25 protein-coding genes and 1 tRNA gene are annotated in these 19,084 nt (G+C 67.4%); 11 read left to right on the forward strand and 15 right to left on the reverse strand.

Translation table 11 applies throughout. From position 1 onward, the window contains the following. Window positions 1-141: 141 nt before the first annotated feature. Window positions 142-1,137 carry a nuclease-related domain-containing protein gene (locus AC3A46_RS08455; protein WP_487664757.1) on the reverse strand — a complete coding sequence of 332 codons (996 nt, stop codon included), beginning with the start codon at window positions 1,135-1,137 and terminating at the stop codon, window positions 142-144. Here AC3A46_RS08455 and AC3A46_RS08460 point away from each other — a divergent pair. From AC3A46_RS08460 to AC3A46_RS08475, 4 genes are all read left to right on the forward strand, one after another. Beyond that, on the forward strand, window positions 1,137-2,105 hold the full coding sequence (locus AC3A46_RS08460; RefSeq protein ID WP_487664758.1) for a G5 domain-containing protein: 969 nt from the start codon (window positions 1,137-1,139) through the stop codon (window positions 2,103-2,105). The genes AC3A46_RS08455 and AC3A46_RS08460 overlap by 1 nt on opposite strands. Before the next feature lie 376 nt (window positions 2,106-2,481). Beyond that, complete coding sequence (locus tag AC3A46_RS08465) at window positions 2,482-3,282, forward strand: DUF2510 domain-containing protein (RefSeq protein WP_487664759.1); 801 nt, start codon at window positions 2,482-2,484, stop codon at window positions 3,280-3,282. Beyond that, on the forward strand, window positions 3,279-3,740 hold the full coding sequence (locus tag AC3A46_RS08470) for an SHOCT domain-containing protein (RefSeq protein ID WP_487664760.1): 462 nt from the start codon (window positions 3,279-3,281) through the stop codon (window positions 3,738-3,740). The genes AC3A46_RS08465 and AC3A46_RS08470 overlap by 4 nt, the downstream gene beginning before the upstream one ends. 226 nt (window positions 3,741-3,966) lie before the next feature. Then, a complete protein-coding gene (locus tag AC3A46_RS08475; protein ID WP_487664761.1) occupies window positions 3,967-4,380 on the forward strand; it encodes a hypothetical protein in 414 nt (137 codons plus the stop codon). 825 nt (window positions 4,381-5,205) lie between these two features. Here AC3A46_RS08475 and AC3A46_RS08480 read toward each other — a convergent pair. Continuing rightward, window positions 5,206-5,418, reverse strand: coding sequence for a hypothetical protein (locus AC3A46_RS08480; RefSeq protein WP_487664762.1), 213 nt, complete (start codon window positions 5,416-5,418; stop codon window positions 5,206-5,208). A 293-nt stretch (window positions 5,419-5,711) separates the two neighbouring features. On the opposite strand from AC3A46_RS08480, the gene AC3A46_RS08485 reads away from it, so the two are divergent. Further along, a complete protein-coding gene (locus AC3A46_RS08485; protein ID WP_487664841.1) occupies window positions 5,712-6,962 on the forward strand; it encodes an IS256 family transposase in 1,251 nt (416 codons plus the stop codon). Window positions 6,963-7,115: 153 nt separating this feature from the next. On the opposite strand, the gene AC3A46_RS08490 is transcribed toward AC3A46_RS08485, so the two are convergent. The 4 genes from AC3A46_RS08490 to AC3A46_RS08505 all read right to left on the reverse strand — a co-directional run bounded on the left by AC3A46_RS08490 (window position 7,116) and on the right by AC3A46_RS08505 (window position 9,042). Then, a complete protein-coding gene (locus AC3A46_RS08490; protein WP_487664763.1) occupies window positions 7,116-7,355 on the reverse strand; it encodes a hypothetical protein in 240 nt (79 codons plus the stop codon). After that, window positions 7,352-7,591 (reverse strand): glutaredoxin domain-containing protein, encoded by a 240-nt coding sequence (locus tag AC3A46_RS08495; protein WP_487664764.1) that lies wholly within the window; start codon window positions 7,589-7,591, stop codon window positions 7,352-7,354. Before AC3A46_RS08495 ends, AC3A46_RS08490 begins: the two co-directional genes overlap by 4 nt. Window positions 7,592-7,668: 77 nt before the next feature. After that, window positions 7,669-7,995: a hypothetical protein gene (locus AC3A46_RS08500; protein WP_487664765.1), complete on the reverse strand. Its 327-nt coding sequence runs from the start codon at window positions 7,993-7,995 to the stop codon at window positions 7,669-7,671. Window positions 7,996-8,043: 48 nt separating this feature from the next. Beyond that, window positions 8,044-9,042: a ParB/RepB/Spo0J family partition protein gene (locus tag AC3A46_RS08505; protein WP_487664766.1), complete on the reverse strand. Its 999-nt coding sequence runs from the start codon at window positions 9,040-9,042 to the stop codon at window positions 8,044-8,046. Between the two features lie 391 nt (window positions 9,043-9,433). Here AC3A46_RS08505 and AC3A46_RS08510 point away from each other — a divergent pair, with 391 nt between their 5' ends. From AC3A46_RS08510 to AC3A46_RS08520, 3 genes are read left to right on the forward strand one after another with little or no spacing between them, the layout of a single operon-like run. Beyond that, complete coding sequence (locus AC3A46_RS08510; protein WP_487664767.1) at window positions 9,434-9,664, forward strand: hypothetical protein; 231 nt, start codon at window positions 9,434-9,436, stop codon at window positions 9,662-9,664. Further along, window positions 9,661-10,671 (forward strand): zeta toxin family protein, encoded by a 1,011-nt coding sequence (locus tag AC3A46_RS08515; protein WP_487664768.1) that lies wholly within the window; start codon window positions 9,661-9,663, stop codon window positions 10,669-10,671. Before AC3A46_RS08510 ends, AC3A46_RS08515 begins: the two co-directional genes overlap by 4 nt. Continuing rightward, window positions 10,668-11,237, forward strand: coding sequence for a recombinase family protein (locus tag AC3A46_RS08520; protein ID WP_487664769.1), 570 nt, complete (start codon window positions 10,668-10,670; stop codon window positions 11,235-11,237). The genes AC3A46_RS08515 and AC3A46_RS08520 overlap by 4 nt, the downstream gene beginning before the upstream one ends. Before the next feature lie 8 nt (window positions 11,238-11,245). Here the strand turns inward: AC3A46_RS08520 and AC3A46_RS08525 are convergent, their stop codons facing one another. The 7 genes from AC3A46_RS08525 to AC3A46_RS08555 all read right to left on the reverse strand — a co-directional run bounded on the left by AC3A46_RS08525 (window position 11,246) and on the right by AC3A46_RS08555 (window position 14,882). Then, window positions 11,246-11,593, reverse strand: coding sequence for a hypothetical protein (locus tag AC3A46_RS08525; protein WP_487664770.1), 348 nt, complete (start codon window positions 11,591-11,593; stop codon window positions 11,246-11,248). Window positions 11,594-11,831: 238 nt separating this feature from the next. Further along, window positions 11,832-12,047, reverse strand: coding sequence for a hypothetical protein (locus AC3A46_RS08530; protein ID WP_487664771.1), 216 nt, complete (start codon window positions 12,045-12,047; stop codon window positions 11,832-11,834). A gap of 38 nt (window positions 12,048-12,085) precedes the next feature. Continuing rightward, window positions 12,086-12,361 (reverse strand): hypothetical protein, encoded by a 276-nt coding sequence (locus tag AC3A46_RS08535; protein ID WP_487664772.1) that lies wholly within the window; start codon window positions 12,359-12,361, stop codon window positions 12,086-12,088. Between the two features lie 26 nt (window positions 12,362-12,387). Beyond that, complete coding sequence (locus AC3A46_RS08540) at window positions 12,388-13,458, reverse strand: hypothetical protein (RefSeq protein ID WP_487664773.1); 1,071 nt, start codon at window positions 13,456-13,458, stop codon at window positions 12,388-12,390. After that, window positions 13,455-13,964: a hypothetical protein gene (locus AC3A46_RS08545; RefSeq protein WP_487664774.1), complete on the reverse strand. Its 510-nt coding sequence runs from the start codon at window positions 13,962-13,964 to the stop codon at window positions 13,455-13,457. The genes AC3A46_RS08540 and AC3A46_RS08545 overlap by 4 nt, the downstream gene beginning before the upstream one ends. A 2-nt stretch (window positions 13,965-13,966) precedes the next feature. Beyond that, window positions 13,967-14,662, reverse strand: coding sequence for an AAA family ATPase (locus tag AC3A46_RS08550; RefSeq protein ID WP_487664775.1), 696 nt, complete (start codon window positions 14,660-14,662; stop codon window positions 13,967-13,969). Further along, entirely contained in the window at window positions 14,655-14,882 is a 228-nt protein-coding gene (locus tag AC3A46_RS08555; protein WP_487664776.1) for a hypothetical protein, read from the reverse strand. The genes AC3A46_RS08550 and AC3A46_RS08555 overlap by 8 nt, the downstream gene beginning before the upstream one ends. 112 nt (window positions 14,883-14,994) lie before the next feature. Between AC3A46_RS08555 and AC3A46_RS08560 the strand changes: the two genes are divergently transcribed. Both AC3A46_RS08560 and AC3A46_RS08565 read left to right on the forward strand, forming a co-directional pair. Next, the gene (locus AC3A46_RS08560; protein ID WP_311293941.1) at window positions 14,995-15,585 is read left to right on the forward strand and encodes a helix-turn-helix domain-containing protein; all 591 of its coding nucleotides are present in this window, start codon (window positions 14,995-14,997) and stop codon (window positions 15,583-15,585) included. Between the two features lie 175 nt (window positions 15,586-15,760). Beyond that, window positions 15,761-16,723, forward strand: a complete 963-nt coding sequence (locus AC3A46_RS08565) for a tyrosine-type recombinase/integrase (RefSeq protein ID WP_487664777.1) — start codon at window positions 15,761-15,763, stop codon at window positions 16,721-16,723. 146 nt (window positions 16,724-16,869) lie between these two features. Here the strand turns inward: AC3A46_RS08565 and AC3A46_RS08570 are convergent. Continuing rightward, window positions 16,870-16,958, reverse strand: a tRNA-Ser gene (locus AC3A46_RS08570). Window positions 16,959-17,079: 121 nt separating this feature from the next. Here AC3A46_RS08570 and AC3A46_RS08575 point away from each other — a divergent pair. Then, window positions 17,080-17,772 carry a DUF2278 family protein gene (locus AC3A46_RS08575; protein WP_487664778.1) on the forward strand — a complete coding sequence of 231 codons (693 nt, stop codon included), beginning with the start codon at window positions 17,080-17,082 and terminating at the stop codon, window positions 17,770-17,772. A gap of 32 nt (window positions 17,773-17,804) precedes the next feature. On the opposite strand, the gene AC3A46_RS08580 is transcribed toward AC3A46_RS08575, so the two are convergent. Continuing rightward, entirely contained in the window at window positions 17,805-19,082 is a 1,278-nt protein-coding gene (locus tag AC3A46_RS08580) for an LCP family protein (RefSeq protein ID WP_487664779.1), read from the reverse strand. Between the last annotated feature and the right edge of the window lie 2 nt (window positions 19,083-19,084).

Raw genomic sequence — 19,084 nt, forward strand, 5'->3', positions numbered from 1 at the left:
TCCGCGCGCCGATACGCAACGTCTTCTCGCTCCCCGGACCGATCGAACCTAGCAGTCGCGAATCGACCGACCTGCGCGTCGACCGTGCCTCCATTAGTGAGGAGGGCGGGACGGCGCGTCTTCGATTAGTGCCGCGGACGGTCATGCGGCGGGGAATGCCTTCGCGAGACGCGAGTGGAGGGTGTCGACATCAATGGTCTGCGGCACGGCTTCGGTCACCCGTTTGATGAGGAGCCGTGGCCAGAGCACGTGGATGCCGTCGACGGTGAAGGAGCCGCCGATGAGCGGCCAGTCCGCCTCGAGGAAGCACAGCACACCGAAGACCGGCGAGGGCTCGTCCCCGAGAGCCGCGGTGACGCGCTCAAGCTGGGTCTCGACGCCTGCGATAAGTTTGGTGCCGTCGCGCCCGCCGACGCGGAGGTGTTCGGTGCGGGGACGGATGAGGCCACCCTCGACGTGGAGCGCGGGGCGCTTGTTTGTGTAGCGTTTCGCGTCGATCACCCACACGCCCGTGGGGCCGATGGCGATGTGGTCGATGTTCGCGCGGGTACCAGGAATGCGACGGTCGTGCAGCACCCGGAACGTGTCGGGCAGATCGGTGAGGCGCTGCGCCAGGAGTTCCTCGCCGATGGCACCCAGCGCCCACGCCTGGGTGCTCTGCGGGTCGTCCGAGAGCGCCAGGATGAGCCCACCGAGCTTGGGGTGCGCGGTGCGGACCCGCTGTTCCCTGTTCTGTTTGCGGCGTTCATATTCGCGGCGAGCGGAGGCGCCCGCAGTCCCAGTCTCTGGCTCGACGGTCGCCGTCGTGCTGGTGCACTGGATGCAGCGCACGGTGCGGGTGCCGCGCTCGTACACGGCATCCGTCCCCGCATCGAGCGTGGTCCCGCACAGCTGGCAGGCGCCGGCATACCGCAGCCGCATGCGCTTGTCGTCTGGCCCCAGTTCCAGCGTCACGACGCCGACCGTACCAGCCACACCCCACCCGAACCCGTCCTCCTGACGCAGGATCGCGGTGCCATCGAGGTCAATCCTCAAGGTCCCGTCAGCTTTACCCAATGCCGGCTCGTATTGGCGACATTCGGTCATGGCGATGACGCGTTGGTCGCTAGGGTCGGAGGGATTTCTGGGGAGATTCAATGTCGATGCAGCCGCCTGGGTGGTATCCCGATCCGATCAACGCCAGCCGGCAACGCTGGTGGGACGGTAACGCATGGGGTCCTCACGTCACCAGCAACGGCACCACCTGGTCCGAACCGCTGCCGCCGACCCCGCCGACCACGGGACGCGTCTCGCGTCGGATGCCGGTGTGGGCGTGGATCCTTATCGGCGCAGTCGCGCTGATCCCCATCATCCTGCTCTCGCCCGTTGTGGCCGTGATCGCGTTGGTGATCCTCATCACCGGCATCGTGGCTCTGGCGAAGGGCAGCCGAACCTGGTTGCGCCTCAACTCCCGGAAAGCCGCAATCGTGGTAACGGCCTCGGCCGCCGCGGTGCTGCTGGTCACCGGCAGCGTGAGCGCTGCGGTACTGCCCAACACCGGTAGCAGCGGCAACGAGGCCGCGCGCTTCGCCACCGCACCCTCGCCCAGCGAAGCCCACGACTCCGACCAGTCGAGCCGGTCACGCCCGACCCCAACTCCGACACCCACGCCGGTGGCGAGTACCCGAGACGAGGTCGTCACCGAGGTGGTCCCGTTCACCGAGACCCGCGTCGATGACGGCGCTCTGGCAGCCGGGCAGGCGCAGGTCCGAACCCCCGGGCAGAACGGCGAAAAGACGCTGACCTACCGCGTGCACCTGCTCGATGGGCAGGAAGTCAACCGGGAACTCATCTCGGAGGTCGTCACCACGCAGCCGGTCACCCAGGTGATCGCGAACGGCACCTACGTCGCACCACCACCCCCGCCCGCCCCGGCCCCCGCAGCGCCGGCAGGGAACTGCGACTCCAACTACGCCGACGCGTGCGTCCCCATCGACAGTGACGTCGACTGCGCCGGCGGCAGCGGCAACGGTCCCTCCTACTTCAACGGCATCGCACGCGTCGTCGGCAGCGACATCTACGACCTCGACCGCGACGGCGACGGCCTCGCCTGCGAACCCTACTAACGCGAACACCGCCAATCGCGCTCTCCCGGATCGAACATCCGGCGGGATGGGTCGAAGTCGGCTCAACCGCTGCCTGAGCCGCCGGCAAAGTTACCCATTCGCGCAGCTCTCCCTGCGTCATCCGACTTGGCATCGACGAATCAGCGCCCGAGTCCGTGCGCCGAGCATCGCCACTGCGGCGAATGCCCGGCGACGGTGCGGCTTCCGTTCGTCGCCCGCATGGGGATCGGGAACCACGCAGACAACGAATTGAGCGCGGACGAGCCCATCCGGCCTCCCCGCGCGCCGTGCAGTCATGCCGGCTTCCTAGGCGGCGAACGGCCGTTGCTGCATTGCAATTCGGATCCACTGTCCGTCGGATAACTACGGTTGGTGCATGAGCACGCCACCGCTGCCGCCCGCCGGATGGTATCCGGACCCGCACGGTATCGCCAAGCAACGATGGTGGGACGGCGCGACCTGGACCGGGCACATCCACCCCGTCCCCGAAACGACGGCTCCCGCAGAACCGGCGGCTGCAGTTCCAGCCGATTCAGAGCCGGAGCCAGAGCCCGAGCCGCTAACGCCCACAAGTCAGACCGCTCCCGCCGAGAAGTACCCCGTCCGCTGGTCGGCAGGCAAGAGGGAGAAGCGCGCCCGAGAGGCCGAGCGGTGGCTCCTCCCGGGAGAGAGCATCACCTTCCAGTTTTCGGCCAACTCCACGCGGCCACTCACAACCGAGGTGGTCGTAACCGACGCGCGCGTCTTCACCTACCGCGCCGGCACGTTCGGCCGGGTGGTACTGAACAGCGATATCACCAGCGTGGACCTGGCGGGATCAAGCATCGTCGTCACGTCGTCGGGCGATGACACTGTCAAGCTGTCGGCGGTCGACGCGAAAGTCAGAGAGCCGGCTCTAGCTGCCATTCGCCGCGCCGCAGCGTGCACGCCTTCGGCTGAAGCGCTGGCGGAGCTGGAACGGCGCGCAGCCGTGCAAGCCGCAGCGGAAGCCCAGGCGGACGCGGAAGAAGCGGCCCGGGCTGCCCGATGGGAGAACACGACGGTCCTAGGCCCGGTACGTGGCAAGTCCTACCGCTCAATCGCCCGCCTCAGCCACGGGGACGAGGTCCCGTGGCTGGTTGTGGGGTCATGGGGTGCGGCGTGCTCGCAGCTTTCGAGGACCGGCTGGTTATCGTGAAGACCGGCGCCATCACGAGCTTCATGGCCGGCTCACTGGGCGGCGAGAGAGCGACGACGTTCTACTTCACCGACGTCACCGGAATCGAGTTCAACTCTGGGTTCACGACCGGCGTCCTCGAGATCCTGACGCCCAGTTACCAGGGGACAGCGAACAAGGACTTCTGGCGAGGAACGACGAAGTCGCGCAATGCGGACAGCAACGACCCGTACACGCTCAGCAACACCTTGCCCATGTCGAAGGCCGAGTACATCCAGTACACCCCGCACATCCAGGAGTTGCGCGCGAGAGTCGCAGCCGCCAAGCGGCCCGCTGCCGTGCCGAGAGCGGTGCAGGCGACACCGAGCTTGGCTGATGAGCTTGGGAAGCTTGCCACTCTTCGGGACGCGGGCGTCCTCAGCGATGAGGAGTTTGCCGCCGCCAAGTCCCAGCTGATCGCCCGCGGCGGCGCAAACTGACCGGCGGTGAGAGCACACTTCTATGCCGAGGGGGGAGCGCGACCCTTCGCTCGGCAGCATCGGCTGGACCGCCGTTCGGTGCCCAGTGAGGCATCGTGTGCGCTCGGCCGATCCTTTGACTCGCAGATAAAGCTGCGAGCGATGTCGGCACCGACCGATAGTGTGCTCCCTCTCCTGGACCATCGGCAGAGGACGAACAGTGGCACGCAGAAAGGCTGAAGCGCACATGCACAACGACGTGGACGTCACAGCAGATCGATTGAACGACTTTGCCCTCGCTAGTCGATCCACTCAAGTCAACGTTCTCGCGAAACTGCGTGCCCAGAGTGCCGACGACAGCGTCGCGACGCAGCTCAGTATTGCGAGCTTGGTCCTGGCTATCTTCGTCGTCATTGCAGCGCCGCTCATCACGGTCCAGCCTGATCCAGCGCTCGCTTCGCCATGGTGGGCCAGGCTAATCCTGATAGTTGCTCTCGTCGGCGTGCTGCTTCTGGCGCTGTCGCCGGCGGTATGGGACGCGGCGAAGGGCCATGTCAGACGCGAGCGCGCCGTCGTGTGGCTGGCCGCCTACGAGGATGAACTCGCACGTCGCCATCGTCTGCGTGGCCCGGCCGCGCGCCGGTGGCAGCGCGAGCACTAAGCGAACGTAGTCGTGCCGCCTGCTCGTGTCCAAGGTCGCGTTCATCGCTGCCCACGTCGGGCGCCAGGCGCGCAGTGCCGGTTACGGATCCGCAGGCTGACCGAGGGCGGCATGCAGCAGAACAGCCCAGGTCGATCGCCGGCGGACCTCGGGGTGGTGCTTGCCTCGCTAACCGGTCATGCGTGGCTCAACCAGCCGACCCTCTTGAGCAAGAGCACACCGAAAGTGCTTGTCCCCCAAATGGGGGACACCATAGAGTGGTTCCGGGCGTTGGCTCAGGTTGTGGGGATCCGCTGCCGGCGTGCCCACTGGGGAATTCTGGGGCCTGGGGCTACTGACTTCCCTCGCGCAATCCCCCCGAGCGCGAACAGTCGCTCGGACGCCGCAGATAACGGCTGCGGCGTCCGAGCGACCTGAGCTTCGCCTGGTACGCGCCACGCGCCTGCTGGGGACAGGCTCGGTCTGGGGACACCTGTGTGACACGATTCCCCCCGGAATCGCAGGCTCCACTCGCATCAACCCTATGGTCGCCGGCGAAAACCACCAAAGCATTTGGGATTTGAACAGGCGGTCCCGACCGCCAGTTCACATCATCAACACTGGCCCCGCCAGCCAGTCGAAGATCGCAGCGGCATCGTCGTCGGAACCACTCCCGCTCCAGCGCTCTTCGTACGAGTAGACGGCTCTCACGGGCAACTCGTCAACAGCGTGCAGATCGAGAGGTTCCGCCAGCCGTGTTCGCCGTCGCGTCCGTGAAGGACAACGTACGCGGTGGCGGTCCCTGACAGCACTGATGCGCGGCCGGATATCGGCGGTAGCAGCGGGCTAGCGCCGCTTCCGCGACCGCTCTCGATTGACGGCGAAGATGGCGTAGCTGCCGACCGCGCAGACGACGATCGCGAGCGACCAGGCCACAGCTCCTGAAGTTCCCCACGTACGGACGGCGCCGGCGACGGAGATGAGGAGGGCGGCGACGGCGACGGCTTGCGCGATGATGCCGACGATGCGCGTCTGCTCTGGGCTCAGTGTCCTTGCCATTGCCCCATCGTCCCATCAGCCGCGGACATCCGTTCCAATCGTCTAAGTAGATCCATCGCTCAGCACTGATCCCGGTCGCTGCAGTGCCCGTGCGGGCGCCGTGTGCGCGTGCGCAGCACTTCCTTCGAGAAAGCTGCGGGGACGCCGTACGACGCGAGCATCAGGATCCCGACCGCGATCATCACGGAAAACAGCGAGATCGAGGGGACTGTCTGAATAACGGTGTGTGGGGTCCGGCCTGATCCGAAATGGAGATGGCCGTGGCTGACACGACCGAGTTGTTGGACGACGCGATGATTGACCCCGTGACTGGGGAGATCATCGATCAGAAGGATCTTGCGGAGCGGTTGCTCGCGCAAGCGAAGGAACAGGGCGTGAGCCTGGTCGGCCCTGGCGGGCTGCTGAACGAGCTCACCAAGAGCGTCCTCGAGACGGCGCTGAACGCGGAGCTGACCGAGCACCTCGGCCACGAGCGTGGCGGGACGCCGGCAGGGTCGAACATGCGCAACGGGACACGGGTGAAGACCGTGCTCACCGAGATCGGTCCCGTGGAGATCGAGGTCCCGAGGGATCGGGACGGGTCGTTCGAGCCGGTGATCGTCCCGAAGCGCAAGCGCCGGCTGGACGGGATCGATCAGATCGTGCTGTCGTTGACCGCTCGCGGCCTGACGACCGGAGAGATCGTCGCGCACTTCGACGAGGTGTATGGCGCGAAGGTCTCCAAAGACACCGTCAGCCGGATCACCGAGAAGGTCGCCAGCGAGCTCGCGGAGTGGTCCTCGCGTCCCCTGGACGCGATCTACCCGGTGATCTTCGTCGACGCGATCGTGGTGAAAGTGCGGGACGGTCAGGTCCGCAACACCCCGTTCTATGTCGTGATGGGGGTGACGGTGAACGGGGAACGCGACATCCTCGGCATCTGGGCTGGCGACGGTGCGGAGGGCGCCCGGTTCTGGTTGCAGGTGTTCACCGAGCTGAAGAACCGCGGGGTCGAGGACGTGTTCATCGCGGTCTGCGACCGGCTGAAGGGGCTGCCGGAGGCGATCAACACCACCTGGGAGCGGACGGTCGTGCAGCAGTGCGTCGTGCACCTGATCCGCAACAGCTTCCGATACGCGGGCCGGCAGCACCGCGACGCGATCGTGAGGTCTCTGCGGCCCGTCTACACCGCCCCGTCAGAGGCGGCGGCGAAGGACCGGTTCGTCGAGTTCGCCGCGGAATGGGGTGGGAGATATCCGGCGATCGTGCAGCTGTGGGAGAACGCGTGGGCGGAGTTCGTGCCGTTCCTCGAGTACGACATCGAGATCCGGAAGGTGATCTGCACGACCAACGCGATCGAGTCGATCAACGCCCGCTACCGGCGCGCCGTCCGCGCCCGGGGGCACTTCCCCAACGAGGCCGCCGCACTGAAGTGCCTCTACCTCGTGACCCGGTCGCTTGACCCCACCGGCGGCGGCCGGGCACGCTGGATGATCAGGTGGAAGCCCGCGCTCAACGCGTTCGCGATCACCTTCGCCGGACGGTTCGAGAAGACCGCTCATTGAAAACCGCCGGACTCCACACACCGTTTATCGGACAGTCCCAGATCGCCACGAGGGTCAGGATGGGGAGGCCCCCGATCGCGGCCGTGAAGTCTTCCATGTTCGACATGAGTATGTCCTCTCAGTTTGTTGATCGACGGTCGCGGTGTCGATGGATCACTGCGGCGCCGGCGAGGTGTGCCGCAGCTGCACACTCGGTCCCGGTTGGGCTGTTGCTTCCTCGCCGGCGACGGCTACAGCTGGGTCGAAGGGTCGCGGGGTGTTGCAGGCTTGGAAGTACCAGTAGTCGGCGTCGGCTTCGGCGCGGAGCCAGGCTTCCTCGAGGTAGGCGAGCTGCGCGCGCAGCGCATACGCCTCGTGTGCGGCTTCAAGCCAAAGGTCGATGAGCGTGGTCATGATCGGGCGATCCGGTCGATCTGGTCGGGGCGGAACCCGCTCCAGTGGTCGTGGTCGTCGACGACCACCACGGGAGCCTCGGTGTAGCCGAGTTCGTCGACGACGTACTCGCGGGCGGCGGGCTGTTCCCGGATGTCGACCTCGACGAAGGCCACGCCTCTGCGGGTCAGGATGTCTTTGGTGAGCTTGCAGCGTTGGCAGCCGGGTCCGGTGGTGTAGACGGTCACGGTGTTCATGACATTTCCTTCCTTCGGGTAGGGCTGGGAGTCGGGACGCGGGTGGGCATCCGGCCGGGATGCCCACCCATTGCCGGCTATTCGGTGGTGTTGTGGGTGAGCATCGCGGCGATGCGTTCGACGGGGCACAACGCGTAGCCCCAGCCCTGGAGGGTGCGCAGGTACCAAGCGGTGTCCGGGCTGGGTGCCCGCCAGGTGTTCCGGTTGGTGTTCTGCTCGATCCCGCCGAGCACCACGGCGAGGGTGACGTGCACGGCACGGTGCGGGTGCGCGGTCAGGTACTCGGCGATCTGGTCGCCGTAGTCGGCGGTGTCGATGCCGAGGAGCGTCTTTGCTGTGGTGGAGCCTCGGGTGAGGCCGTCGGCGATCTTCCACCGGGCGGTGGTGAGGGCTTCGGCGATCACGGTCTGGGCATCCTTCGGGGCGGTCTTGCGGGCGAGGAACTGGGTGAGCTATTCGCGGCGCACGGTCTCGGCGGCGTCCCATTCCTTGTTGTTCGCGATCAGTTGCTTCCGTTCCGCCTTCTGCTCGTCGGTCATCGGCCCCGACGGCGCACCGCCGGTCCCGTAGCCCGACTCTTCGCGGACCGTGTACCCGAGCGTGGCGGGGTCGTCGAGGTAGTACTCGGCTCGTGCCTCTCCCCCGTAGTAGGTGGCGACGTAGACCGCGACGCCGGGCTTGCCTTGGATGGTGTCGGGGTCGACGGGTTGGTCGTCGGCGGTGCGGAGCATCCGCACCCGGTACGGGGCGGTGTTGTAGTCGCTGGGGCGTTCGTCGAGGATCCGGTGTCCCTTGGCGGCTTCCTCCTGCTCGACCTTCTCCTTCGCCTCCCGCGCAACCCGGTCCTGCCGGGCCCGCTCGACCGCCACCGGCAAGTACCCCGGATCCGTGGCCGCGACCTCCGTCAGTTCCGTCACGGTGTCGGTGTCCCCGTCGAACTCCAACAGGACAGCCGCCTGATCCAGCGTCAACCCTGCCTCGCTCACCGCATCGGTGGCGGTGGCGTTCTGGGCCACGGCCAGGCCCGTCTTGACCCGCTCGCGCTTGGTGCCAGTGCGCTTGGCGATCGCGGTAGCGGACAACCCTTCGAGCTCGAGGGCACGCCATGCTTCGATGCGGTCGGCGTCGGTGAGGGCTTCCCGCTGGTCGTTCTCGATCAGTTGCTCCACGATCCGCTGCGCCGTGTCGTCATCCCCTGCGTCGACGACGTAGACGGGGACGGCGGCGATGCCGGCTTCGCGGGCGGCGAGGGTGCGGCGTTGCCCGGCACGGACGTGCACTCCCCCGTCCTGGTCCCGCCACGCCAACACCGGGGTGAGCACCCCGACCTGCCGGATGCTGTCCACGAACCCGGGATCGAGGGGTGCGGTGGTGCGCACGTTGGTCTCGACGATGAGTGTTTTGGGGTCGATGTGCTCGACGGTCCCGGTGGGGGTGGTGTTGATGGTCATGTCCTTCTCCTTTTCCCTGTCGTTGTTTGCCAGTGAAGGCACGAAGTGCCTGTCAGGGAGCGCGACGCGGAGTGCAACCCGGAGGGCGGCGGGGGAGAGAGTTTCGGCGCGAAATAAGGGAGCTTGCGACCGCGTGCCGAAAGTCTCGGAGGAGCCGGCAGCGCAGCTGCTTGCGCGCAGCGGCGCCGACCGTAGACTGCCGCAGGCTTCACGGCAAACAACGCCCGCGGACGCGGGCGGACAGTACTGCCAGCCGCCCGCGGCTGACCAATCGACCTGCGACCCGTCGACAACGCCACTCCTTGACCGCCGCACGTCGAAAGGGATGGGTCTTCAAAAGAGGCGACACAACCTTTTTGGCAATCGGTACGATGGCCCTCAAGGAGGGTCGATGCCCGGAACGACCTCGCCATGGCGAGTCAACGATGTCGTCGCGTACGACCGGATGCGCGACACCGCGACGATGGTCTTCGCCTTGCTGCATGCGGCATCGCAGCGAGATGAACTGGCTAACCTGCGCCGCGACGTGCTGACCGTCGACGCCTACGACCGCGCCGCGGTGAGCGCCCTGACGGCGCGGCTCGATCGTCGGCTTCGTGAATTGTCGGTGTCGGACGCATGAGCCTGGCTCGTCTGGAGCAGGGCGAGCGCGACGAGGTCCTGCGCCGCGACATCCTGCCGCTGTACTTCCCTGACGACGTCGAGTCTGACCGGCCGACGTTCGTGCTCGTGGCCGGACAGCCAGGGGCCGGCCGCTCCCGTGCCGCGGCATCCCTCGCGGGTGAAGATCAGCTGGGCGTCGCGGTGCTGAATGGCGAGGAGCTGCGCGCGTTCCATCCCGCGTTCCTCGATCCGAAATCCGCAACGGACCCGGAGTCGCTGAGCGAGGTCGGGCAGTCCGTGGCGGGGTGGGTGTCCGGGTGTATCCGGTACGCGCGAGAGCACCGGCGGTCGCTCGCGCTAGAGGGGACGTTCGGGAACGTGACAGCGGCTGCTGGCACGGCCCAGCGGTTCGCGGCGGAGGGCTTCCGCACCCGGGTCGTGGTGGTCGGTTCCCGGCGGGCAGAGAGTCTGCTGTCAGTCCTGTCGGGATTCCTCGGCGATGTCCAGGCGGGCCACCGTACGACGCCAACCTCCCGCGCGACCCACGACGAAGGCTTCGCGGCGACCCGGAATCTGGTCGCGTCCGTTGAGGAATCCGGCTGGGCGGACGAGCTGACCGTGGTCGGCCGCCAAGGGCGTGTGATCTTCGCCGCGACCGGCTCGCAGGATGCAGGCTTTGAGGGGGCGACCGCGGCCCTGGTGGAAGCGCAATCGGAGCGGCTGGGCCGGTTCGATGCGACGCAATGGTTGAGCGAGCTGCATCACGCCACCGACTTCGCCGCGACCCGGCGCGGACTGCCGGACGAGGTCGCGGAGCTGCTGGTGGACTTGCATGACACGTCGTTGCGGGAGGTGATCCCGGAGCTGCGGGTGCCGGCGAATGGGAAGTTCGCGACCGCGATGGAGCAGAAGACCGTGGCCCGACTGGTCGCGCTGCGCCAGACGCTGTCGTCCGCCCGCCCCGTCGACGTCGCTGGTCCGCTGATCGTGCCCGGCGGCCCGGGGGTGGAAGGACCGTCCCGGTGACCCGGCTGGTTGGGTACACCCGGGAGCTCACGCCCGGCGCGGGAACCGAGGCCGACGCCGCGGACCTGACGGCGGCCGGCGCGGTGCGGGTGTTCACTGACGACGCGACCACGGATCCGCGGAAGCGTCCGGGGCTGGGCGAGTGCTTGGCGTTCCTCGAGCCGGGAGATGTTTTGGTGGTGTCGAGTTCGGCTCAGTTGTCGCACGCGGTGACCCATTTCCTGAGCACGCTCGCCGGCCTGAGCGACCGCGGCGTGCAGTTCCGGTCGCTGTCGGAACCGGCGTTGTGCACCGATGCTCCGTCGGGTGCGGGTCCGGCCGAGGTGTTCGCGGCGTTGGAGGCTCTGCGGCGGCGGTTGGTGAGTGTGCGGACCCGCTCGGGGATGGCGTCGGCGGCCGCGTCCGGGAAGCGGCCCGGTCGGCCCACGGTGATGACACCGGAGAAGGTGGCGATGGCGCTCGAGCTGCGCCGGCTCGACCGTCCGATGACCCATATCGCGCGGGTGCTCGGGGTGAGCCCGAACTCTGTGCAGCGCGCGCTCGACCACCTCCCCCGCACCCCGTAGCCCCCGTTCTACGGTCTCGGCATGTCGAGCTCCCGGTGGTTGTCGACGGTGAGCCAGCGACGGATGATCGCTTCGTGGTCCAGGTCGTCTTCCCAATCGGGTTCGGTGAGTGCCCAGTGGTGCATCAGGCGTGCCGCGGTGCGGGTGTGCCTGCCGGCGTCGAGGACTTCGGCGAGGGCCTCTGCTTCGGGGAACTGCAGGCTGCAGATCAGCTGTTCGTCGTGCCGGGCGAGGAGGTCGTCGACGATGTCGGCGAGTCGGTCGACCGTCTCTTCCAGGTGATCCCACGCGACGATCGTGTTGACGATCCCCGGGATGGAGTGGGATGGGTTCGGGGACGTCGTTGTCGTGTTCATTTCGGTTACCTCGTTTCGTGACTTGTTGGGTGCTTTTCCTGGCAGTGGCGTCGTGTGCGAACGGAGGGTGTGCAGTGCCGGGACCGTCAGCACCGGAGCGGTAGCGGAGGGGCGAGTTCATGCCGCGAAAGCGCGGCACGGAGCGCCTGGAGCTACGATGACCGGCCAGGAAAGACCCGGTGCCGCGCTCGCGCTGGAGCCGCGACCCATCCGCTCGCGAGAGGTGGGACGCGACGAGTCAGGGCGATGGCATCCCGACAAACGCGGTCGCAAGTGGGACGGAGGCCGCGAACCCCACCAGCGCGAGCACGGCGACGATGGCGAGGACGCCCGTAGCATTACGCAGGCGCCCGCGCAGCAGCTGGATCGCGAGCACCAGGAGCAACAGCACGACCGCGGTGGACGCGATCGTGGTGACCGCGATGAATGGTTCGAGGTGATCGGTGATGTTCATGGTGTTTCTCCTTTCCTGTCGGGGCGCGGCCGATCTGGTCACGGCCCGTCGGTCGTGGGGTGATGAGCGGTGAGGGTGGCGAGGTGGCGGATGAACGCCTGCCGGTCCGCAGTTTGGGTCGTGATGAGCGTCCGAATGCTGGCGCGCAGCTCGTCGAGTTCCGTATCAGGGAGGCCCGTGAGCGGTTCGATGCACCAGGTGACGTCTTCGTCGATCGTGTAGCCGGGTTCGTCGAGGTGCTTTTCGGGGTAGTACTCGAAGGCGCTGACGGCGATGCGCCAGCGGGCGGCTTCTGCTTGGGCGCGGTCGATCATGATCGGCTCCCAGTTCGAGGTTGTTGTCATCGGTTCATTCCCATCGTGGTGTTGGGGTTCAGCATCGGGTGTGGGGCGGCGGGGTCGGGGTCGAGGTGATGTCGCCGGCGCGGGCGTTCTCGGTGACGCAGCCGGTCGTTGACCTGTTTGCCGATCGCGTCCAGCCGGGCGTTCTCGACGGCGTCTCGCTGCTCGCGGAGCGCCGCGCGTTGCTGTGCGGCGAGCTGGCGTCGTGCTTCGGCGAGCAGCTGACGGCTGGCGTAGCTGCCGTCGGTGGCGAGGGCGTGCTCGATCCGTGTCCGTTTGCTGTCGCGTTCGAACGCCGCGACCAGCTCCGGCGGTGTCCCCTGCAATAGGTCGACCGACGAGGGCTTGCGTCGCAGCGCGGTGATCTCGTCCGGTGTCCTCTGCCGGGTGAAGAACGCGTCGGCCGCGACCGCGTTCGCGCGCCGCTCCGCGGCGGGGGTGGTGCGGATTCGGCGGGGCGGGAGCCCGGCGGCGATGCGACGTTTCTCGCGTTCCTTCCACGCCCGGTTGCCGGCGAGCACCTTTTCACGGTTCGCGGCGTAGTGGGCGCGCTTCTTCGCCTTCACCTCCTCCGCGTGCGCGGCATAGTACGCGCGAGCTTGGGCGCGTTTCGGCTCCGGGTTCTCCCGGTGCTGGGCGCGGAGCTTCGCGTTGTACTCGTCCTTGTGGGTATCCCACCAGCGGCGTTGCGCCTTGGCGCGCATCGCCCGGTACCCCTCCGGGTCCTCCGCACGCTTGCGCGCCTGCCACTGCCGGGAGTATTCACGGTGCTCGGTTTTGTGTGCCTCGTAGTACTTCTTCGACGAAGCCCGCTTCGATTCCTGCCGGCGCCGCTCGGCGGCCTTCCGGGCGCTGTCGCGGGCCGCGTGCTCCCGCTTCTTCGCAAGAACCCCCTCGCGGTGTTCCGCGTTGTACGCGTCGCGATACGCCCGGATGTGCTCTTGATTGCGCTCCCGCCACGCCCGCTTGCCCGCACTGATCCGATCCGCGTTGGCCTCCCGGTATGCGCGGCGCGCCTCCCTCTCCCGTTCCGCGCCCGCCGCCTCGGCGCGCCCCGACCGGGCGTTCATGCGGAACCCGCCGATCCAGTGAGGGCGCGAGATCCGGGACTGCCGGAGTCACGAACGTCCGAAGTTCCGAACTCCTCGGGTGGCCGGGCGCCGCTCACGCGCCCTGCCGCAGCAGCCTTGGACGCGAGCATCGCCACACCCCGCACGGTCGCTCCGGAAGGTCCGGAGTCCGGGACTGCCGAAGTGGCGGACTGCGGAACCGCGGAAGTCACGGACTTCCGCAGTTCGGCCTCGGTGGAGCCCCGCAACCGGTCGGCGTGGACGAGGAGGAGATCGATCGCGACCCGGATCAGCGTGTTCTCCGTGATTCGCTCCGCCTTGAACCGTCGACGGCGCATCACCGCATCCGCCAGCGCCGCCAGCGCGGTGACCTGGTCGTCGCGGATGCGGGCGTCCTTCCGCGCCAGCTGGGCGAACATCGGCGCGGCAGGCTCGCTCAATGGGGTTTCGGCGGCGACGCGGGCGCGGGCGTCGCTGAGCTTGCCGGCGAGATCGACCCTGCCCATCGTCACCACGCTCCCGTCAGCGCCGGCGACAGCAGCTGTTCCAGTTCCCGCGCGATGCACGCGATGTCCGCGATCGTGCCCTCAGTGCGGCGGTTGCGGCGCAGGCTCGTCACCAGCTCCCCCATCACCGGCGCATCAGCGTGGACCTTGTACTGCCGCAGATGCGAATCCAGCCGCGGAACCCCCAGTTCCGAGTCCAGCAGCCGCTGCCATGTCTCGAGCTGGCGTGGCACCCGCGGGTCGATCCGGTTCAGCAGCACCCCGTGACGCAGATGGCGTGGTTCGATCAGCCGGCTGAGCGTGCGGAGCGTCGGGTCGACCGCGAGCGGCTCGGGGGTGACCGGCACGAGGGCGTAGTCGGCGGCGTCGAGGACCGTCTCCAGGACGGCGGTGTCTTCCAGGCTGCCCGGGGTGTCGACGAGGACGAACTCGTAGTCTGCGCGCAGGTCGCGGAGTCGACTCAGCATGTTCGGGTGCTGGCTGCCGGCGAAGTCGAACGGCAGACGGTCCCGGGCGTTCTCCGCCCACCACGCTGTGGACTGCTGACGATCGACATCCACCACCAGCACCCGATGCCGGCGCGACAACTCCGCCCCGACCTGCATCGCGACGGTGGTCTTCCCGACCCCGCCCTTCTGATTGGCGACCGCGACGATCACCACCGACGCCGCCTCCCCGCGCGGGTCGGTGTCAGTCATCGGGACCGCCGCCACGCTCGAGCCCTTCGAACCACACCTCGAGGTCATCGAAGGGATAAAGGATGATCCGCCCGACCTTGTAGTACCGCGGTCCGGTCTTCTTGTACCGCCATTCCGCCAGCAGCTTCAGCTTCAGCCCCGGAATCAACGCCACGACGTCATTCGGGGTCAGAAGTAGCTTGTTGAGCACCGGCTCTGCCGGATGCGCCGTTGTCGCCATCTCTCACTCCTTCTGCTGAACTTTCATTCCCTTCAGCAGTAGTACACTCCTAAACCGTATACTTCGCAAGAGGTATCTGCGGAACGCTGCAGAAGTAAGACAAACTGATCAGGTGAAGGTCGATGTGAAGACTCTCGATGGCACGAAGATGTCGGCGGCGAGCGCCACCCAGCCCGTCGGGTCGGCGCTGCGGATCGCGCCCGCGTTCGTCGCTACCGCGGTCGACGATGACGCCGGTGTGGAGACCACGCTCGAGGCGCATTACGCACCGCAGCGTGGGCGGTATGTCATTACCACGATCATCAACCGCGCGATCGCCGACGAGTTCAACGAGGACCGACTCAAGCACACCGCACCGCAAGCGATCGTGCAGACCGCCATCCCCCGCTGTGTCGCCCTGCAACTCGACGACAGTCCCGGTGCCAGCTGGACGACCATCGCAGACCTCACCAGCAACGACGGCCGCATCATCCCGCCTTGGATGGCAGAAGCCGTCGTCAAACGGGGCATCAAGGACGAACGGTGGCAGGTCATCGAGATCCTTTACGGCACAGCCGCTCTCGCGGACCTGCCACCGGTGAAGCTCATCGCCGCCGAGCTCAACATCCCCGAGCGCACCGCCTCCGACTGGATCCAGAAAGCCCGCGCCGCCGGTTGGCTCACGGGCCTCACCTCAAACGTGGGCAGGCCAGCCCATGGGTAGTGTCGCTCCCTACGCGACGACGCAGGGCAGGCGTTACCGGGTGCGATATCGCCGGCCCGACGGCTCCCAGACGGACAAGCGCGGGTTCAAGACGAAGCGGGACGCAGAGGTATTTCTCGCGAGTGTCGAAGTCAGCAAGGCTCAGGGCACGTTTCTGGATCCGAGCAGATCTCGCGTGGCGGTCGCCGAACTCGCGATCCCGTGGCTCGTCTCGAAGCGGGCGTCGCTCAAGCCTTCGGCCTACTCGCCGATCGAGACGGCATGGCGGCTGCGTGTACAGCCGCGATGGGGGCGGATTGCGATCACGGACATCGCGCACTCGGATGTCAAATCATGGGTCGCGGAGCTCAACCAAGGCCTCGGCGCTTCGGTCGTAATCCGCACCTACGGCGTGCTGGCGTCGATTCTCGATGATGCAGTCCACGATCGCCGCATCGCCGTCAATCCGGCCCGTGGAGGAAAGATCGGCCTACCGAAGAAGACAACCTCGCGGCACGTCTACTTGAATCATGCGCAGGTCGAGGATCTGGCCAGCGCGAGCGGGGAGTATGCGACCCTGGTGCGAACTCTCGCGTACACCGGGATGCGGTGGGCGGAAGTATCGGGGCTCAGTACACAGAACATCGACTTCGCTCGTTCCCGGATCTGGGTCGTCACTAGCGCCGTCGAGGTCAATGGCGAGATCTACGTCGGCACCCCGAAGTCTCACAAGATACGAAGCGTGCCCATGCCCCGCTTCCTGCGGGATGAGCTGGCGGGGCGCGTTGCACGACTCGGCCCCGACGATCTGGTGTTTCCGAGTAAAGCCGGGACCTACATGAGGCGCGTGCGCACCAGCGCGGCGTCGAAGTCGTGGTTCAAGACCGCCGCAGAATCGATCGGCATGCCGCAACTCCACATCCACGACCTACGCCATACCGCGGCGTCCCTCGCCGTGCAGTCCGGCGGGAACGTGAAAGCGATTCAGCGGATGCTGGGTCACGCCTCGGCCGCGATGACCCTGGACGTATACGCCGATCTCTTCGACGACGACCTCGATGCTGTGTCGACCGCTTTGGATCAGGCGCGGGCAGCGCAACTCGATGCGCGCAGAGGCACCCGCCCAGACCAGACGACACCCCCCACCTCAAGCGACTGACCAGCCTGTACCGCCTGCCACAGCATCGTCGCGGAACCCCCGCTGCGGAACGGATGTGGGCAGAATGTGGGCACGGCCCCTGCTAAAGAGCTTCGAGCAGCCAAGAAAAGCGCGGAAAATCAACGGTTTCGAGCGGAGAGGTAGTGCGGAGACGGAGGGATTTGAACCCTCGGTCCCCTTGCGAGGACTCCACCTTAGCAGGGTGGTGCACTAGGCCTGACTATGCGACGTCTCCAGGCATCCTGCCGCGAGGGCGCGGATGCACCCAGTAATCATAACCGAGACCGGGACCGCTTCTTGCACGAGTGGAATCAGCAGCCGGGTATCACCCGTGCTTGCGGCGCGCTCATCCCGGTATGCCGTTCACACAGTACGGAGTGCTCAGCGGAACCCTCGTGTCGCACGAGAGGGACGACCCGGACGAGTTCGGGCGGTGGTGGCACGTCAACCTGAAGCTGCGCAGCGGGGCACGAGACTACCGCGTGGCGGTCGACGTCGACAGCAAGAACTCCGCGGCAGGGGTGCAGTGGAAGACGATCCGCACCACGGGCGCGAGGCTCGGCTGGCCGACGCCGCCGGCGCCGGCCTTCACGAAGCTCCTCTCCTCCCCCGCCTCGGGCGCGCTCGACGTCATCCGCCATCGCGAGCTGCGGGTCGCCGGCATCCGCTGGTTCCTGCAGTGGCTGTTCCGCGAACGGGGTGCCGTGGCCGCCGACCGTTCGCCCTTCTGGGCGCCGTTCCTCCGGCCGTGGCGCTCCGGCGACCAGCTCCAGGCGTCGCAGGCGCTGGAGGCGACGCTGCGCGTCGGTGCGCTCACGCTCGTCTGGGGCGAGCCGTTCCCCGAGGGCGCGGCACCGGCGTCGGTGCAAGGCATCCATAACGTCCATCAGAACCAGGGCGACCCCGCCGGGTCGCAATGGTTCCCCGAGAACGGAATCTGGCAGGACGGCGGTGTCGCGACGCAGCAGCCCGACGGCAGGTGGGTCGTGTTCATCTCGAAGTTCTCGACGCAGAGCGATCGCACCGACAGCCAGGGCCACCCGGCCTAGAGGCCTGCGCCGTGGGCAGCGGAAGCCGCGGCTCAGTCCTCGGGAACGGTGCAGGTGGTCTGCGCCGCGGTCTGGCCCGCGATGTCCGAGGGGAGCTCGACACGCGTCTCCGCCGCCGGAGTCTCGGTCGCCGGAGCCTCAGCCGCGGGCGTCTCCGCAGCCTCCGCTGTTGCGGTAGGCGCCGGAGCCGCCTCGGGCTTGACGGCCTCGCCGGTGACCTCGACGCCGTAGCCCTGGCTCGCGTCGCCCGTCAGCGTCAGCGGCTGGTTGGCCTTGAGCGCGTCGAAGAGCACCGTCGCGGCATCCTTCACCGGCATCACACGGCTGGCGCCGTCGCCCGAGGCGTAGCGCGTCGGGTACTGCACGAAGACGATGTCCTCGTAGGGCACGTCCTTGACGGCCATCGCGATCTGCACCATGAGGGTCGGGTTCGTGAGGCCGGAGCTCAGCACGAGCTGCTCCTGCTGCACCTGGCTGATCGCCGTCGTCGCGAGGTTCAGCAGCGTCGCCGGGTTCGCGAGCACCGAATCGGACTGGAGCTTGCGCACCATCGACGACATGAACTGCTGCTGGTTCGAGATGCGGCCGAGGTCGGACCCGTCGCCGATGCCGTGGCGGATCCGCAGGAACTGCAGCGCCTGCACGCCCTGCAGCGTATGGGTGCCTGCGGTCAGTTTCAGTCCGGTGTGCGAATCGCTGATGTCACCGGCCACACACACGTCGACGCCGCCGATGGCGTCGGACATGTTGATGACACCGGTCCAGCGGATCGCCGCGGCGAAGTCGATCTGATCCTCGATGAGGGACTCGATCGTGAGCACCGTGCACGCGAGCCCGCCCTCCTGGTAGGAGGCATTGAGCATCTGCGACGACATCGCCGAGTAGCTGCCGCTGCCGTCCTCCTTCGGGCACGACGGAATCGGCACGAGCATGTCGCGCGGGAACGACACCACGGTGACGCGGCGCGGCTCGTCCGAGATGTGCACGAGCATCGTGACGTCGTTGCGCTCACCCTCGGTCGCCTTGGCCTGGCACGCCCCCGACAGCGAGGCGTTCGCGCCCTCGCACGAGTCGGTGCCGACCATGAGGATGTTCACGCCGCCCTCGATCGCACCCAGCGACGGCGGCAGCGGCTCCTCCTCGTCGAGCACGACGGCGTTCGCGGTGATCGTCTGCGTCGCGTCGAACAAGTTGTACGCGGCGATGCCGGCCGCACTCACGCCGAAGACGGCGAGGACGACTCCGAACATCGCGAAGAGGGTCATGAACGGATGCCGCGACTTCAGCACTCCGTGGCGCGCAAGGGGCACCT

It is taken from the genome of Microbacterium sp. Soil_C_42, from assembly GCF_057656735.1.

Bases quoted from the DNA above. Each gene is read 5' to 3' on its own strand.
- AC3A46_RS08485 (WP_487664841.1), top strand. From the start codon at position 5,712: ATGATTGACCCCGTGACTGGGGAGATCATCGATCAGAAGGATCTTGCG.
- AC3A46_RS08505 (WP_487664766.1), bottom strand. From the start codon at position 9,042: ATGACCATCAACACCACCCCCACCGGGACCGTCGAGCACATCGACCCC.
- AC3A46_RS08515 (WP_487664768.1), top strand. From the start codon at position 9,661: ATGAGCCTGGCTCGTCTGGAGCAGGGCGAGCGCGACGAGGTCCTGCGC.
- AC3A46_RS08480 (WP_487664762.1), bottom strand. From the start codon at position 5,418: ATGGCAAGGACACTGAGCCCAGAGCAGACGCGCATCGTCGGCATCATC.
- AC3A46_RS08540 (WP_487664773.1), bottom strand. From the start codon at position 13,458: ATGAACGCCCGGTCGGGGCGCGCCGAGGCGGCGGGCGCGGAACGGGAG.
- AC3A46_RS08555 (WP_487664776.1), bottom strand. From the start codon at position 14,882: ATGGCGACAACGGCGCATCCGGCAGAGCCGGTGCTCAACAAGCTACTT.
- AC3A46_RS08545 (WP_487664774.1), bottom strand. From the start codon at position 13,964: ATGGGCAGGGTCGATCTCGCCGGCAAGCTCAGCGACGCCCGCGCCCGC.
- AC3A46_RS08465 (WP_487664759.1), top strand. From the start codon at position 2,482: ATGAGCACGCCACCGCTGCCGCCCGCCGGATGGTATCCGGACCCGCAC.
- AC3A46_RS08475 (WP_487664761.1), top strand. From the start codon at position 3,967: ATGCACAACGACGTGGACGTCACAGCAGATCGATTGAACGACTTTGCC.
- AC3A46_RS08510 (WP_487664767.1), top strand. From the start codon at position 9,434: ATGCCCGGAACGACCTCGCCATGGCGAGTCAACGATGTCGTCGCGTAC.
- AC3A46_RS08495 (WP_487664764.1), bottom strand. From the start codon at position 7,591: ATGAACACCGTGACCGTCTACACCACCGGACCCGGCTGCCAACGCTGC.
- AC3A46_RS08525 (WP_487664770.1), bottom strand. From the start codon at position 11,593: ATGAACACGACAACGACGTCCCCGAACCCATCCCACTCCATCCCGGGG.
- AC3A46_RS08550 (WP_487664775.1), bottom strand. From the start codon at position 14,662: ATGACTGACACCGACCCGCGCGGGGAGGCGGCGTCGGTGGTGATCGTC.
- AC3A46_RS08530 (WP_487664771.1), bottom strand. From the start codon at position 12,047: ATGAACATCACCGATCACCTCGAACCATTCATCGCGGTCACCACGATC.
- AC3A46_RS08575 (WP_487664778.1), top strand. From the start codon at position 17,080: ATGCCGTTCACACAGTACGGAGTGCTCAGCGGAACCCTCGTGTCGCAC.
- AC3A46_RS08490 (WP_487664763.1), bottom strand. From the start codon at position 7,355: ATGACCACGCTCATCGACCTTTGGCTTGAAGCCGCACACGAGGCGTAT.
- AC3A46_RS08460 (WP_487664758.1), top strand. From the start codon at position 1,137: ATGTCGATGCAGCCGCCTGGGTGGTATCCCGATCCGATCAACGCCAGC.
- AC3A46_RS08535 (WP_487664772.1), bottom strand. From the start codon at position 12,361: ATGATCGACCGCGCCCAAGCAGAAGCCGCCCGCTGGCGCATCGCCGTC.